This is a genomic window from Streptomyces albipurpureus (assembly GCF_023701525.1).
GTDB lineage: Bacteria > Actinomycetota > Actinomycetes > Streptomycetales > Streptomycetaceae > Streptomyces > Streptomyces albipurpureus.
On the sequence record NZ_JAMQAW010000024.1, the window covers coordinates 219,913 to 234,032 of the forward strand.

Below are 14,120 nucleotides of genomic sequence, written 5' to 3' on the forward strand. Positions count from 1 at the left end.
CCTTGATTCGTTGCATAAAAGTGCGGTGCTGCGTATAGTCATGCCATCGATGAGGAGGTTCGATGGCGGTTCGAGCAGCAGTGGCAGGAGCGAGCGGTTACGCGGGAGGAGAGGTACTCCGACTGTTGATCGCCCACCCCGGTGTGGAGATCGGCGCGCTCACGGGCAACTCCAACGCCGGCCAGAGTCTCGGCAGCCTTCAGCCCCATCTGATGCCCCTGGCCGACCGCGTTCTTGAGCCCACCACGACCGAGGTGCTGGCCGGGCATGACGTGGTCTTTCTGGCCCTGCCGCACGGGCAGTCCGCTGCCGTCGCGGAACAGCTTGGCGACGATGTCCTCGTCGTCGACATGGGGGCGGATTTCCGTCTCAAGGACGCCGGTGACTGGGAGCGGTTCTACGGCTCCCCACACGCCGGCACCTGGCCCTATGGCCTCCCTGAACTACCGGGTGCCCGTGCCGCGCTGGAGGGGTCCAAGCGCATCGCGGTACCCGGTTGCTATCCCACGGCGGTCTCCCTCGCGCTCTTCCCGGCGTATGCGGCGGGTCTTGCCGAACCCGAGGCGGTCATCACCGCGGCTTCCGGGACATCCGGCGCGGGCAAGGCGCCCAAGCCGCATCTCCTCGGCTCCGAAGTGATGGGTTCGATGAGCCCCTACGGGGTCGGTGGCGGCCATCGACACACCCCGGAGATGATCCAGAACCTCAGCGCGGTCGCGGGGGAGAGGGTCACCGTCTCCTTCACCCCCACCCTCGCGCCCATGGCCCGTGGCATCCTCGCCACCTGTTCGGCCAAGGCCACGCCGGGCACGACCGCGCAGGATGTGCGTACCGCCTATGAGAAGGCCTACGCGGATGAACCATTCGTTCGGTTGCTGCCTGAGGGCCAGTGGCCCGCGACCGCCTCCGTCGGGGGTTCGAACGCGGTGCAGATACAGGTGGCGTATGACGAGGCCGCCAACCGCGTCATCGCGATCAGCGCGATCGACAACCTGACCAAGGGCACGGCCGGCGGTGCGATCCAGAGCATGAACATCGCCCTTGGCCTACCTGAGGGTCTGGGACTGCCCCTGGTGGGGCTCGCGCCGTGATGGGCGTACGGAACCAGACCGCGAGCAGAGCCACGATGACGGTAGCGCGCTGGGCGCGCGGAGAAGCGAACAAGGAGTGGCAGTGAGCGTCGTGCGGTCAGCCGACGGGCCGCGGGTGACGTTGAGAGTGGTAGGGGCGCGCTGGGCGCGCGGAGAAGCGAACAAGGAGTGGCAGTGAGCGTCACCGCAGCGAAGGGTTTCACGGCAGCGGGCATCGCCGCCGGTATCAAGGAGAGCGGCAATCCGGACCTGGCCCTGGTGGTCAACAACGGCCCGCGCCGTGCCGCCGCCGGCGTCTTTACTTCCAACCGGGTCAAGGCCGCGCCCGTCCTCTGGTCCGAGCAGGTGCTCAAGGGGGGTGTGGTCAGTGCGGTCGTGCTGAATTCCGGCGGTGCCAACGCCTGCACCGGTCCGCAGGGCTTCCAGGACACCCACGCCACCGCCGAGAAGGCCGCTGAGGTCCTGCCGGGCCATAGCGCGGGTGAGATCGCGGTGGCCTCCACCGGTCTGATCGGTCTGCTCCTTCCCATGGACAAGCTGCTTCCTGGCGTCGAGACCGCCGCTGGGCAGCTCTCCGAGCACGGCGGTGAGAAGGCCGCGATCGCCATCAAGACCACCGACACCGTCCATAAGACCGCGGTCCGTGAGGGCGACGGTTGGACCGTCGGGGGAATGGCCAAGGGCGCCGGGATGCTGGCTCCCGGGCTCGCCACCATGCTGGTGGTCCTCACCACCGATGCCGATCTGGACGCTCCCGGCCTGGACAAGGCGCTGCGCGACGCCACTCGCCTCACCTTTGACCGGATCGATTCCGATGGCTGTATGTCCACCAATGACACGGTGTTGCTGCTGGCCTCCGGTGCTTCCGGTGTCGTACCGGCGTACGAGGCGTTCGCCGCCGCTGTCCGTGAGGTCTGTGACGACCTCGCGCGCCAGTTGATCGGTGACGCGGAGGGCGCGAGCAAGGACATCCGCATCGAGGTGATCGGCGCCGCGAGTGAGGATGACGCCGTCGAGGTGGGCCGGTCCATTGCCCGGAACAATCTCCTGAAGTGCGCCATCCATGGTGAGGACCCCAATTGGGGGCGGGTGCTCTCCGCCATCGGCACGACCGCGGCCGTCTTCGAGCCCGACCGGCTCAATGTCGCCATCAACGACATCTGGGTCTGCAAGAACGGCGGCGTCGGCGCGGACCGCGATCTTGTCGATATGCGCTTCCGTGAGGTGAGGATCACCGCCGATCTGGCCGCGGGGTCCCAGTCCGCCGTCATCTGGGCGAATGACCTGACCGCCGACTACGTCCATGAGAACAGCGCCTACTCCTCCTGAGGATTCGGGGACCTTCAGCTTTATGAGCACTCGTAAGCACACCGCCCTGCCCAAGGCACAGATCCTCATCGAGGCGCTGCCCTGGCTCACCCGGCACAACGGCAAGATCGTCGTCGTGAAGTTCGGCGGCAACGCCATGGTGGACGAGGACCTCAAGGCCGCTTTCGCGCAGGATGTGGTCTTTCTTCGCCAGGCGGGCCTGCGTCCCGTCGTGGTGCACGGTGGCGGTCCGCAGATCAGTGCCCAGCTTGATCGACACGGTCTGGTCAGCGAGTTCAAGGCCGGACTGAGGGTCACCACGCCCGAGGCGATGGATGTGGTCCGCATGGTGCTGGCCGGCCAGGTCCAGCGCGAACTGGTGGGGTTGCTCAACCAGCACGGGCCGCTCGCTGTCGGTCTCACCGGTGAGGACGCGCACACCATCACCGCGACCAAACACCAGCCCATGATCGATGGTGAGTTGGTCGACATCGGCCGGGTCGGTGAGATCACCCGGATCGATAGCGGCGCCATTGAAGCGCTGTTGGCTGACGGTCGTATCCCGGTCGTCTCTTCCATCGCACGGGCGGAGGACGACGGGCATGTCTACAACGTCAATGCTGATACGGCGGCTGCGGCACTCGCTGCGGCTCTGGGCGCGGAAACACTGATGGTCCTCACCGATGTCGAGGGGCTCTATGTGGACTGGCCCAACAGCGACGAGGTGATCTCACGGCTCACCGCCACCCAGTTGGAGAAGTTGCTGCCGGACCTCTCCAGCGGAATGGTCCCCAAGATGCAGGGCTGTCTCTTCGCGGTGCGCAACGGGGTCAACACGGCCAGGGTGATTGACGGCCGGGTCCCGCACTCCATCCTGTTGGAGATCTTCACCGACGAAGGCATCGGGACGATGGTCGTTCCCGATGCCCTCTGACCCGCCCATGCCCGCTGACGCACCCATGCCCTATGACTTTCCGTGCTCTCCGACACCCGAGGGGGAATGATGACCAACCAGGAACTCGCGCTGCGCTGGCAGGGCGTGATGACCGACAACTACGGCACGCCCCAGCTCTCTCTCGTACGCGGAGCGGGCGCCACGGTCTGGGACGCGGACGGCACCGCGTACACCGACTTCGTCGCCGGGCTCGCGGTGAACGCGCTCGGTCATGCTCACCCGGCCGTGGTCGAAGCGGTCTCCCGGCAGATCGCCTCCCTGGGGCATGTCTCCAACCTCTATGTCTCGGAGCCGGCCGTCGCGCTCGCCGAGCGGCTGATCCAGCTGTTCGGCCGCCCGGGACGGGTCTTCTTCTGCAACTCCGGTACCGAGGCCAATGAAGCGGCCTTCAAGATCGGACGGCTGACGGGCCGTACCCGTATGGTCGCCACCTCCGGTGGTTTCCACGGCCGCACCATGGGCGCACTCGCCTTCACGGGACAGCCCGCCAAGCAGGCGCCCTTCCTGCCGCTCCCGGGCGATGTCACCCACGTTCCCTATGGTGACGCCGATGCCCTGCGGGCCGCTGTCACCGAGGAGACCGCGCTCGTCATCATCGAGCCCGTGCAGGGGGAGAGCGGTGTGGTGGTGCCCCCCGAGGGCTACCTCAAGGCGGCCCGGGAGATCACCCGAGCCACCGGAACACTGCTTGTCTTGGACGAGGTGCAGACGGGCATCGGCCGTACCGGCCATTGGTTCGCCGCCCAGGCGGAGGGCGTGGAGGCCGATGTCGTCACACTGGCGAAGGGCCTGGGCGGTGGGTTGCCGCTCGGTGCCACCGTGGTCTTCGGTGAGGCCGCCGAGTTGCTGAAGCCCGGTCATCACGCCGCCACCTTCGGCGGCAACCCGGTGGCCTGCGCCGCAGGTCTCGCCGTACTGGACACGCTGGCCGCGGATGGGCTGCTTGACCGAGTCAAGCGGTTGGGGGAGAAGATCCGGGACGGAGTGGCAGAAGCCGGACACCCCTTGATCTCTCATGTCCGAGGTGCGGGCCTGATGCTGGGTATCGTGCTCAACGAGCCCCTCGCGCCCCAGGTGCAGCTCGCGGCTCAGAGCGCCGGCTTCCTGGTGAACGCCCCCGCCCCCGATGTCCTACGACTGGTTCCGCCCCTGGTCATCGGCGAGGCGGAGGTGGATGCGTTCCTTCAGGCCCTGCCCGGCATTCTCGACGCGGTGAACGCGACGAACGCGACGAGTGGGGATGGACGATCCGGAGAATGAGACGACGATGACCGAGGCGCAGGAAACCGAGCACGGGGGGCCGGCCGTACCGCAGACCCGGATGGCCCGTCACCGCCGGATCGTGGACATCCTCAACCGACAGCCAGTGCGCTCACAGAGCCAACTGGCCAAGCTCCTCGCGGACAGCGGGCTGAACGTCACCCAGGCGACGCTCTCCCGCGACCTCGACGAACTGGGCGCGGTGAAGATCCGCAACACCGGTGGTGAGCTGATCTACGCCGTGCCCAGCGAGGGCGGCTTCCGTACCCCGCAAGCCCCGCTCGGCGAGTCGGCCAAGGAGGAGCGGATGCGCAGGCTCGCCGGAGAGCTGCTGATCTCCGCGGAGGCATCCGCCAATCTGGTGGTCCTGCGGACGCCACCGGGCGCTGCCCAGTTCCTCGCTTCGGCCATCGACCAGGCCGAGCTCCATGACATCCTCGGCACCATCGCCGGCGATGACACCCTGATGCTGATCAGCCGCGACCCACTCGGTGGCCAGGCGCTCGCCGATCATCTGCTGCGGCTGGCGCAGAACGACCGCTAGCGCGAAGGGCCGGCCGCCCCTCGCATCCCATGGCCTGACGGAGACCGGGTTTCACCTCCCGCCTCCGCCAGGCCGTGGCGTTGCTGGCCGGCGCGGCTTCCTTGGGTGCTGGTCCGGCCTCCGCCATTCGCACGGATCCGTATCCCACCCGCAGGCCTCAGACGGGGCAGTGTCCATCGGCGGCAGACCATGCCCCGGAGCACCAGCACCAGCACCAGCATCAGCATCAGCATCAGCATCAGCATCAGCCCCGTACCCGCACTCGGCCGAACCACGCCAGGACTCCTTCGCCTGGTCAGCCGCGGTCCGTGTGGCGCTGAGGCAGTGGAAGAGGCAGTGCCGGCAGCCCGTCCAGGCTCACTTCGCGCAGGCTCGCTGAGAGAACGTGTGAATCCGGCCTTCTGCGCTTTCGTAGCGCCGTCCCCCACCGCGGGTTGTCTGCGCTGACCGCCCCCGCGCGACTAACATTGACGAAACATGCAGGGGAGTGCATACTTATTCCATCGTCGAATGCATCGTAAGGAGAATCCCGTGACCGAGCGCGTCGTACTCGCCTACTCGGGCGGTCTGGACACCTCCGTCGCCATCGGCTGGATCGCCGAGGAGACGGGCGCCGAGGTCATCGCCGTTGCCGTGGACGTCGGCCAGGGCGGCGAGGACCTGGACGTCATCCGCAAGCGCGCGCTCGCCTGCGGTGCCGTGGAAGCCGAGGTGGCTGACGCCAAGGACGAGTTCGCCGATGAGTACTGCCTGCCGGCGATCAAGGCCAATGCGCTCTACATGGACCGGTATCCGCTGGTCTCCGCGCTCTCCCGGCCCACGATCGTCAAGCACCTCGTCGCCGCCGCCCGCAAGCACAACGCCGGCATCGTCGCCCATGGCTGCACCGGCAAGGGCAACGACCAGGTCCGCTTCGAGGCCGGCATCTCCGCGCTCGGCCCCGATCTGAAGTGCATCGCCCCGGTCCGTGACTACGCGATGACCCGGGACAAGGCCATCGCCTTCTGCGAGGCCAAGCAGCTTCCGATCGCGACCACCAAGAAGTCTCCGTACTCCATCGACCAGAACGTCTTCGGCCGGGCCGTTGAGACGGGCTTCCTGGAAGACATCTGGAACGCTCCGATCGAGGACATCTACGAGTACACCTCCAACCCGGCTATCCCGCGCGAGGCCGATGAGGTCGTCATCTCCTTCAAGGAGGGCGTCCCGGTCGCCATCGACGGCAAGCCCGTCACCGTGCTCCAGGCGATCCAGCAGCTCAATGAGCGGGCCGGAGAGCAGGGCATCGGCCGGATCGACATGGTCGAGGACCGGCTCGTCGGCATCAAGTCCCGCGAGGTGTACGAGGCCCCGGGCGCGATCGCACTGATCACCGCCCACCAGGAGCTGGAGAGCGTCACGGTCGAGCGTGAGCTGGCCCGCTACAAGCGGCAGGTCGAGCAGCGCTGGGGCGAGATGGTCTACGACGGCCTGTGGTTCTCCCCGCTCAAGCGCGCCCTGGACGGCTTTATCAACGAGGCCAACCAGCACGTCACCGGTGATATCCGGATGACCCTGCACGGCGGCCGGGCCGTTGTCACCGGTCGGAAGTCCGATGAGTCGCTCTATGACTTCAACCTCGCCACCTACGACTCCGGCGACACCTTCGACCAGTCGAAGGCCCAGGGCTTCATCGAGATCTTCGGTCTCTCCTCGAAGATCGCCGCCAAGCGGGACCTGGCCTGATCCCCACCGGGCCCCTGGGACGCCCCGGATTTCCGGGACAGCCCGCGAGTCTGGAAGGACTGCCCTCCGTACGTCCGTGAGAACCGTGCGTCTCCACGAGCCGTGGGTCTCAGAACCGTACGCCCGTACATCCGTGAGAAAGCCGCCTCCCCGTAACCTCCGTCGCGGGGAGGCGGTCGTACATCCATATTTCCGAGGAGCTTGAAGCTGTGAGCAGCAACAACGGTGATGTCCGGCTCTGGGGCGCCCGGTTTGCCGATGGTCCGGCAGAGGCGTTGGCCAAGCTGTCCGCGTCGGTCCACTTCGACTGGCGGCTCGCGCCCTATGACATCGCCGGGTCGCGTGCCCACGCCCGGGTGCTGCACAAGGCGGCCCTGCTCACCGAGGACGAACTCACCCGGATGCTGGCCGGTCTCGACCAGCTGGAGGCCGATGTAGCTGACGGTTCCTTTGTCGGCACCATCGCCGACGAGGACGTCCACACCGCGCTGGAGCGCGGGCTGCTGGAGCGGCTCGGCCCCGATCTCGGTGGCAAGCTGCGTGCCGGACGCTCCCGCAACGACCAGATCGCCACCCTCTTTCGGATGTACCTGCGCGACCACGCCCGGATCATCGGTTCCCTGATCGCCGAGCTCCAGGACGCACTGGTGGGACTCGCCGAGGCCCACCCCGATGTGGCGATGCCGGGTCGGACCCATCTTCAGCACGCCCAGCCGGTCCTCTTCGCCCACCATGTACTGGCGCATGTCCAGTCGCTGTCCCGGGACGCCGAGCGGTTGCGGCAGTGGGACGCGCGGACAGCCGTCTCCCCGTACGGCTCCGGTGCGCTGGCCGGGTCCTCGCTGGGTCTTGACCCCGAGGCGGTCGCCGCGGAGCTGGGCTTTGAGCACGGCTCGGTCGGCAACTCCATCGACGGCACGGCCTCCCGCGACTTCGTGGCGGAGTTCGCGTTCATCACCGCGATGATCGGGGTGAACCTCTCCCGGATCGCGGAGGAGGTCATCATCTGGAACACGAAGGAGTTCTCCTTCGTCACCCTCCATGACGCCTTCTCCACCGGCTCGTCGATCATGCCGCAGAAGAAGAACCCGGACATCGCCGAACTGGCCCGCGGTAAGTCCGGTCGGCTCATCGGCAACCTCACCGGTCTGCTGGCCACCTTGAAGGCGCTGCCCCTCGCGTACAACCGCGATCTCCAGGAGGACAAGGAGCCGGTCTTCGACTCCTGCGACCAGCTGGAAGTGCTGCTGCCCGCCTTCACCGGAATGATGGCCACCCTGACGGTCAACCGTGCGCGGATGGCGGAGCTCGCCCCGGCCGGGTTCTCGCTGGCGACGGATATCGCGGAGTGGCTGGTCAAGCAGGGGGTGCCGTTCCGTGTGGCGCATGAGGTCGCGGGGGAGTGCGTCAAGGAGTGCGAGAGCCAGGGCATTGAGCTGGATCAGCTCACCGACGAGCAGTTCGCCAAGATCTCTCCCCATCTGACCCCCGAGGTCCGCTCGGTGCTCAGCGTCACGGGCGCGCTCGCGGCCCGTAACGGCCGTGGCGGTACGGCTCCGTCAGCCGTCGCCGTACAGCTGTCCGAGGTCAAGGCCGATCTTGCCGTCCAGCACCGTTGGGCCGGCGCCGAGCGCTAACCAGCGAGAAGGTCACTCCAGCGCCGTCGCCCACTCCGCGAGTGCGTCGAAGTCCGGTCGGATCAGCCCGATGCGGTGGTCGACGCGGAGCAGTAGGGCGGCGGCGAGGTGGTTGGCCGCCACGAACTCCCGATCCGGTTCGGTGATCTCGTCATCGATCCAGGCGAAGGGGCGCCCCGCCGCGTACCGGAGTATGTACTGGGTCTTCCAGAACGTCCCGCGCGGTGCCGCGCCATGCATCACGGGCCATTCGACATGGGGTAGCTCCGGAAGTCCCAGCACGGGGCCGACCCAGACATTGGCCTCCGCCTTCCAGGTCGTCGCCCACACCAGCTCGAAGTGCTCGGCGAGCGCCAACAGCTCCCCGCCATGGCCCGGGTTGAGCCAGACCCGCAGCGGCTTGGGATGGGTCCAGCCCATCGGCCGCATCCGGTGGGTCGTGTAGCCCTCAGGCCGGCGCTCAGGCTTTCCGCCGTAGGGATTGAGCGGCCCGTCGATGTCGATCAGCAGCAGCGGCTTCACCCGCACACCCTTCCTCTCGGCGCTGAATGATTCAACGCAATATCTAATGAGACATTGATGTCTCATATGGTCTATGCTCGTCTCATGACAGTCGACCGCGAGCAGGTTCTGCGTACCGCCGCTGCCCTTCTCTCCCGCAAGGCCACCGCGACCATGGACGAGGTCGCCAAGGCCGCCGGGATCGGCCGCGCCACCCTCCACCGGCACTTCGCCGGGCGGGACGCCCTGGTGCGCGCCCTGGAAGACCTCGGCATCCGAGAGTTCCAAATGGCGCTGGACGCGGCTCGACTCGATGAGGGAAGCGCCCTGGACGCGCTGCGCCGGCTGATCGCCGAGACCGAGTCCAACGCCGCCCTGCTGGGCTTCCTCTTCACCGAGAACCAGCTCTTCGAGGGCTCGGTCAACGAGGGCTGGGCCGAACTCGACGCCCGGGTCTCCGGACTCTTCCAGCGCGGCCAGGAAGACGGCGACTTCCGTATCGACCTCACCGCCGCCTGGCTCACCGAGGCGCTGTACGGGCTGGTCGGCTCGGGCGCCTGGGCCGTCCAATCAGGCCGGGTCGCCAGCAAGGACTACCAATTCATGATCGCCGAGCTACTGCTCGGCGGTGTCACCCGACGGAGCGTGGAGAAGTGAGCGGTACCGACCAGCTGACGAAGGAGACGACCGTACGAGCACCAGGTCGCTGGCTCGCGCTGGCCGTACTGGTGCTGGCCGTACTGCTGGTCGCGGTCGACGCCACCGTGCTGGGACTCGCCACACCGTTTCTGAGCGAGGACCTCAAGCCGTCCGGCACCGAACTGCTGTGGATCGGCGATGTCTACTCATTCATCATCGCCGGCCTCTTGATCTCCATGGGCAGCCTCGGCGATCGCATCGGCCGGAAGAAGCTGCTGCTCACGGGTGCGGTGGCATTCGGGGCGGTGTCGGTCCTCAACGCCTACGCCACCAGCCCGGAGATGATGATCATAGCGCGAGCCCTGCTGGGTGTCGCCGGCGCGACCCTGATGCCCTCCACGCTCGCCCTGATCCGCAACCTCTTCCACGACCCCAAAGAGCGCAGCATCGCGGTGGGCATCTGGGGCGCGGCCGCCTCAGCCGGCGCGGCTGTCGGGCCGGTCGTGGGCGGGTTCCTGCTGGAGCACTTCTGGTGGGGCTCGGTCTTCCTGATCAATCTGCCGGTGATGGCGGTACTGGTGGTCGTCGGTGTCAAGCTGCTCCCCGAGTCCCGCAATCCCAACCCGGGCCCCTGGGATCTGCTCAGCGTCGCCCTCTCACTGGTGGGCATGGTCGCCATCGTCTACGCCATCAAGGAGATGGCGGTGCACGGCATCGGTGTGATCTCGGCCGGCTCGGCGGTCATCGGCATCGGCTCGCTGTACTGGTTCGTCCGACGGCAGTTGACCCTTGACTCACCGCTGCTGAACGTACGGCTCTTCCACAACCGGGGCTTCTCCGGTGCGGTCCTCGCCGATCTGCTGACCATCCTCGGACTCTCCGGACTGGTCTTCTTCCTCTCCCAGTTCCTGCAACTCGTCCAAGGACGATCGCCGCTGGAGGCGGGTCTCATCGAACTGCCGGCGGCCGTCGGCGCGGTGCTGGCCGGTCTGCTCGCCGGTTACATCGCCCGGAGGGCGTCCGTGCGCAGTGCCGTGTCCGGGGGATTGGCCGCGGTCGGTCTGGCGCTTGCGTCGTGCACCCTGCTGACCGCCGAGACCGGGCCGCTCTCCATGGGGCTCGCCCTGTTCCTCGGTGGCATAGGTGCCGGTCTCGCCTTCACCGTGACCGCCGATGTGATCCTCTCCAGCGTCCCCAAGGAACAGGCGGGTGCCGCGTCCGCGGTCTCCGAGACGGCGTACGAGTTGGGAGCGGCCCTTGGCATCGCGCTGCTGGGCTCGGTGGTGACGGGCGTCTACCGTGGCTTCGCCGTGCCGCAGGGGGTGCCCGCGGAGGTCGCCGACGCGGCCCGCGACTCCCTCGGGGGCGCGGCTCAGGCGACGGCGGGGCTGCCGTCGGAGCAGAGCGCGGCCCTGCTCTCATCGGCGCAGAGTGCCTTCGCCGACGGTTTCCATCTCGCCGGGGCGGTTGGCTCGGTGGTTCTGCTGGTCACCGCAGTCGCCGCCTGGTTCCTGCTGAAGGGCCAGCGCCTGGAAAGCGGTGTTGAGCACCCGTAGAGGGCCGCGGGACCCGCTCATGGGTGTGGGCCAGACCCCGGTCGGGGGTCTGGCCCACACCCATGAGCCGTCAGCGTCAGGCGGCTTTGGCCTTGGTCGCGTACATGTCGACGTACTCCTGGCCCGACAGCCGCATCACCTCGGTCATCACCGAGTCGGTGACCGCACGCAGCACATAGCGGTCCCGGTCCATGCCCTCGTACCGGGAGAACTCCATCGGCTTGCCGAAGCGGATCGTCACCCGGCCCGGCCGAGGCAGTCCGGCCCCGCCCGGCTGGAGCTTGTCCGTACCGATCACCGCGAAGGGCACCACGGGCGCCCCGGTCATCAAGGTGAGCCGGGCGATTCCGGTACGGCCCCGGTAGAGCCGCCCGTCGGGGGAACGGGTCCCCTCGGGGTAGATCCCGAAGAGCTTGCCCTCCTCCAGCACCCGACGGCCGGTCATCAGCGCGGCCACTCCGCCGTTCGCACCGTCCCGGTCGACCGGGATCATGCCGACACCGATGAAGAACCAAGCCATCGCCCGGCCCTTGAGGCCCTTCCCCGTGACGTACTCGTCCTTACCGATGAAGTACACCGGCCGGGTGCACACCAGGGGAAGGATCATGGAGTCGATGAAGGTGAGGTGATTACCCGCCAAAATGACGGGACCGGACCCGGGAATGCTCTCCACACCCTCCACGCGGGGACGGAACATCAGGCGCAGGATCGGTCCTAGAGCGGCCTTGATGAGGGTCAAGCGGGACAACGGGTCCTCCGGTGTCATGAAGGGACGGCAGCGGTCGGCGGCCTGGGCGAGACCCTCTCGGACCTCTTCTGATCCGCCATGGTCCGCGCAGGTGAGGACGATACTCGCGGCAAACGCCCGATCGCACATCGGGTTCACGAATCGGATACCCGCCGTTGATGAGTATTCGCGCTCTGTTCGCCCGTGGTCCTCCCCGGGGAAGTGATGACTGCCTAGCGTCGACAGTGCATCAGACCAAGCGCGGAGCACCGACGGGGAGCACCGCGCCGACAACCAAGGAGGCGCTCCAATGACACAGGTGCGACAGGGCGGCGAGAGTGCTCCGGGGCGGCGCACGGTGCTGGGAGCGGCGGTGCTCTCCACCGCCGCGCTCGGCGTGGGAGCCACCACCACACAGGCCGCTGCCAGCGCCCTCGACGACGGACCGCCCCGGCCCGGGGGCTCGTACCGCCAGCTGCCAGTGCCCACCGTGATCGCCCACCGCGGCGCCAGCGGCTATCGCCCCGAGCACACCATGGGTGCCTATCAGCTCGCACTGGACATGGGTGCCCATGTCATCGAGCAGGATCTGGTGCCCACCAAGGACGGTCATCTCGTCTGCCGTCATGAGAACGACATCACCGGGACGACGGATGTCGCCGAGCATCCCGAGTTCGCCGGCCGTAAGGCGACCAAGACGATCGACGGGACACGCCTGACCGGTTGGTTCACCGAGGACTTCACCCTGGCCGAGCTCAAGACCCTCCGGGCCAAGGAACGCATCCCCGGCAACCGTCCGGACAACTCGCTCTACGACGGCCGCTGGCCCATCCCCTCCTTCGAGGAGGTGCTGCGCTGGGCCGACAAGGAAGGGCGCCGCCGAGACCGCCCGGTCTGGCTGCACATCGAAACCAAGCACCCCACCTACTTCCGCCAGCTCGGCCTCGGCCTGGAGGAGCCGCTGGCCCGTCTGCTGCGCCGCTATCGCCGGGACGGTCGTAACGCTCCGGTCTTCGTCCAGTCGTTTGAGCCCGACAGCATGCGGCGGATGGCCCGACTGGTCTCCGCGCCCCGGGTGGTCCTGCTCTCCGGGCCCACCAGCAGGCCCTGGGACTTCACGGTGGCCGGTGATCCCCGTACGGTCGCCGATCTCGTCAAGCCCGAGGGACTGAAGTGGATCGCCACCTTCGCCCAGGGCATCGGACCCACCCTCGACCTGGTGATTCCCAAGGACTCCGGTGGCCGGCTCGGCGAGCCGACCACCCTGGTGCGTGACGCCCACCGCCAGCGTCTGATCGTCCACCCGTACACCCTGCGGAACGAGAACAGCTTTCTGCCCGCCGACTTCCGGCGCGACCGTGACGGGACGCCGGGCATCGAACCCAACGCCTACGGCGATGTCTTCGGCGCCTACCAGCGCTACCTCGCGACCGGTATCGACGGGATCTTCACCGACCAGCCGGACACCGGTCTGCTCGCCGCCGCCGCAGTCCGCCGCTAGCGGGCCGCGACGGACCGCCGCGGTCGCCGGGATGGGGCGACTGCCCGTACGGGTGACAGTGCGGGGCGCCGGCAACCGCCGCCCGGCAGCCGCACGTCCCGCTCGGCATGACGCTTCCCGAGGAACTCTCCGCCTCCGCCGTCACCACCCTGCGCCCACTGGTCCGCGCTGAGGCGACGGCGGAGGCGCCGGCCGCCGCGATGGACGCCGCCGACCTCGAACAGGCCGTCTGGCTCAGGCTGTTGGAGACCCTGAAGGACTCGGGTCCGCCCTTGGACGCCGCCCGCTGGGTGCGGTCTGCGGTACGCGCCGAGGCGCGTCGCGCTCGCCGAGCAGCCATCCGGGAACGCCCCATCGACGGCACGGCTCCCGAGCCGTCGGGTGACATCGGCCAAGGCCCCGAAGGGACGGCGCTCCGGGCCGAGCGGCATCGCGCGCTCTGGGCGGCGGTCGCCCGGGCACCGGGGAACTGCCCAAAACTATTGGCTGCGATGTTGTCCCCTGATGACCCCACTTACCGCGAAATCGCAGGAGAGTTGGGTATCTCACAAGGAAGTCTAGGACCCATGCGTTCCCGTTGCCTGGGATGTCTGCGCAGAATGCTTGCGGTGGAGGTTGGAGCTCCTGCCCTTGGGGGAAAGGAGCGGTAGACAACCGGCCGACAACTGGCGTGGAC

Annotated in this window: 13 protein-coding genes; 11 read left to right on the forward strand and 2 right to left on the reverse strand. The window is 67.8% G+C overall.

Going from position 1 to position 14,120, the window contains the following annotated elements; translation table 11 throughout:
- Positions 1-62: 62 nt before the first annotated feature.
- The 7 genes from argC to argH all read left to right on the forward strand — a co-directional run bounded on the left by argC (position 63) and on the right by argH (position 8,520).
- Positions 63-1,091 (forward strand): N-acetyl-gamma-glutamyl-phosphate reductase, encoded by a 1,029-nt coding sequence (argC, locus tag NBG84_RS19430; protein WP_250920765.1) that lies wholly within the window; start codon positions 63-65, stop codon positions 1,089-1,091.
- A gap of 174 nt (positions 1,092-1,265) precedes the next feature.
- Positions 1,266-2,420, forward strand: a complete 1,155-nt coding sequence (gene argJ / locus NBG84_RS19435) for a bifunctional glutamate N-acetyltransferase/amino-acid acetyltransferase ArgJ (RefSeq protein ID WP_250920766.1) — start codon at positions 1,266-1,268, stop codon at positions 2,418-2,420.
- A gap of 22 nt (positions 2,421-2,442) precedes the next feature.
- Entirely contained in the window at positions 2,443-3,333 is an 891-nt protein-coding gene (gene argB, locus NBG84_RS19440; RefSeq protein ID WP_250920767.1) for an acetylglutamate kinase, read from the forward strand.
- A 69-nt stretch (positions 3,334-3,402) separates the two neighbouring features.
- On the forward strand, positions 3,403-4,614 hold the full coding sequence (locus NBG84_RS19445; protein WP_425608661.1) for an acetylornithine transaminase: 1,212 nt from the start codon (positions 3,403-3,405) through the stop codon (positions 4,612-4,614).
- Between the two features lie 7 nt (positions 4,615-4,621).
- Positions 4,622-5,158 carry an arginine repressor gene (locus NBG84_RS19450; RefSeq protein ID WP_250920769.1) on the forward strand — a complete coding sequence of 179 codons (537 nt, stop codon included), beginning with the start codon at positions 4,622-4,624 and terminating at the stop codon, positions 5,156-5,158.
- Between the two features lie 531 nt (positions 5,159-5,689).
- Positions 5,690-6,883, forward strand: coding sequence for an argininosuccinate synthase (locus NBG84_RS19455; protein ID WP_250920770.1), 1,194 nt, complete (start codon positions 5,690-5,692; stop codon positions 6,881-6,883).
- Between the two features lie 209 nt (positions 6,884-7,092).
- The gene (argH, locus tag NBG84_RS19460) at positions 7,093-8,520 is read left to right on the forward strand and encodes an argininosuccinate lyase (protein ID WP_250920771.1); all 1,428 of its coding nucleotides are present in this window, start codon (positions 7,093-7,095) and stop codon (positions 8,518-8,520) included.
- 12 nt (positions 8,521-8,532) lie between these two features.
- On the opposite strand, the gene NBG84_RS19465 is transcribed toward argH, so the two are convergent.
- Positions 8,533-9,042, reverse strand: coding sequence for an HAD domain-containing protein (locus tag NBG84_RS19465; protein ID WP_250920810.1), 510 nt, complete (start codon positions 9,040-9,042; stop codon positions 8,533-8,535).
- 84 nt (positions 9,043-9,126) lie between these two features.
- Between NBG84_RS19465 and NBG84_RS19470 the strand changes: the two genes are divergently transcribed.
- On the forward strand, positions 9,127-9,678 hold the full coding sequence (locus NBG84_RS19470) for a TetR/AcrR family transcriptional regulator (protein ID WP_250920772.1): 552 nt from the start codon (positions 9,127-9,129) through the stop codon (positions 9,676-9,678).
- A complete protein-coding gene (locus NBG84_RS19475; RefSeq protein WP_250920773.1) occupies positions 9,675-11,216 on the forward strand; it encodes an MFS transporter in 1,542 nt (513 codons plus the stop codon). The genes NBG84_RS19470 and NBG84_RS19475 overlap by 4 nt, the downstream gene beginning before the upstream one ends.
- Before the next feature lie 76 nt (positions 11,217-11,292).
- Here NBG84_RS19475 and NBG84_RS19480 read toward each other — a convergent pair whose 3' ends face one another.
- Positions 11,293-11,982, reverse strand: a complete 690-nt coding sequence (locus NBG84_RS19480; protein WP_250920774.1) for a lysophospholipid acyltransferase family protein — start codon at positions 11,980-11,982, stop codon at positions 11,293-11,295.
- 271 nt (positions 11,983-12,253) lie between these two features.
- Between NBG84_RS19480 and NBG84_RS19485 the strand changes: the two genes are divergently transcribed.
- Together NBG84_RS19485 and NBG84_RS19490 are read left to right on the forward strand one after the other, a co-directional pair.
- Positions 12,254-13,444, forward strand: a complete 1,191-nt coding sequence (locus tag NBG84_RS19485; RefSeq protein ID WP_250920775.1) for a glycerophosphodiester phosphodiesterase — start codon at positions 12,254-12,256, stop codon at positions 13,442-13,444.
- 107 nt (positions 13,445-13,551) lie between these two features.
- Positions 13,552-14,094 carry a sigma-70 RNA polymerase sigma factor region 4 domain-containing protein gene (locus tag NBG84_RS19490; RefSeq protein WP_250920776.1) on the forward strand — a complete coding sequence of 181 codons (543 nt, stop codon included), beginning with the start codon at positions 13,552-13,554 and terminating at the stop codon, positions 14,092-14,094.
- Positions 14,095-14,120: the final 26 nt, after the last annotated feature.

Excerpts from the sequence above, each read along its gene's own strand:
- NBG84_RS19490 (WP_250920776.1), top strand. The coding sequence starts at position 13,552 with ATGACGCTTCCCGAGGAACTCTCCGCCTCCGCCGTCACCACCCTGCGC.
- argB (WP_250920767.1), top strand. The coding sequence starts at position 2,443 with ATGAGCACTCGTAAGCACACCGCCCTGCCCAAGGCACAGATCCTCATC.
- NBG84_RS19485 (WP_250920775.1), top strand. The coding sequence starts at position 12,254 with ATGACACAGGTGCGACAGGGCGGCGAGAGTGCTCCGGGGCGGCGCACG.
- argC (WP_250920765.1), top strand. The coding sequence starts at position 63 with ATGGCGGTTCGAGCAGCAGTGGCAGGAGCGAGCGGTTACGCGGGAGGA.
- NBG84_RS19445 (WP_425608661.1), top strand. The coding sequence starts at position 3,403 with ATGACCAACCAGGAACTCGCGCTGCGCTGGCAGGGCGTGATGACCGAC.
- NBG84_RS19470 (WP_250920772.1), top strand. The coding sequence starts at position 9,127 with ATGACAGTCGACCGCGAGCAGGTTCTGCGTACCGCCGCTGCCCTTCTC.
- NBG84_RS19480 (WP_250920774.1), bottom strand. The coding sequence starts at position 11,982 with ATGACACCGGAGGACCCGTTGTCCCGCTTGACCCTCATCAAGGCCGCT.
- NBG84_RS19450 (WP_250920769.1), top strand. The coding sequence starts at position 4,622 with ATGACCGAGGCGCAGGAAACCGAGCACGGGGGGCCGGCCGTACCGCAG.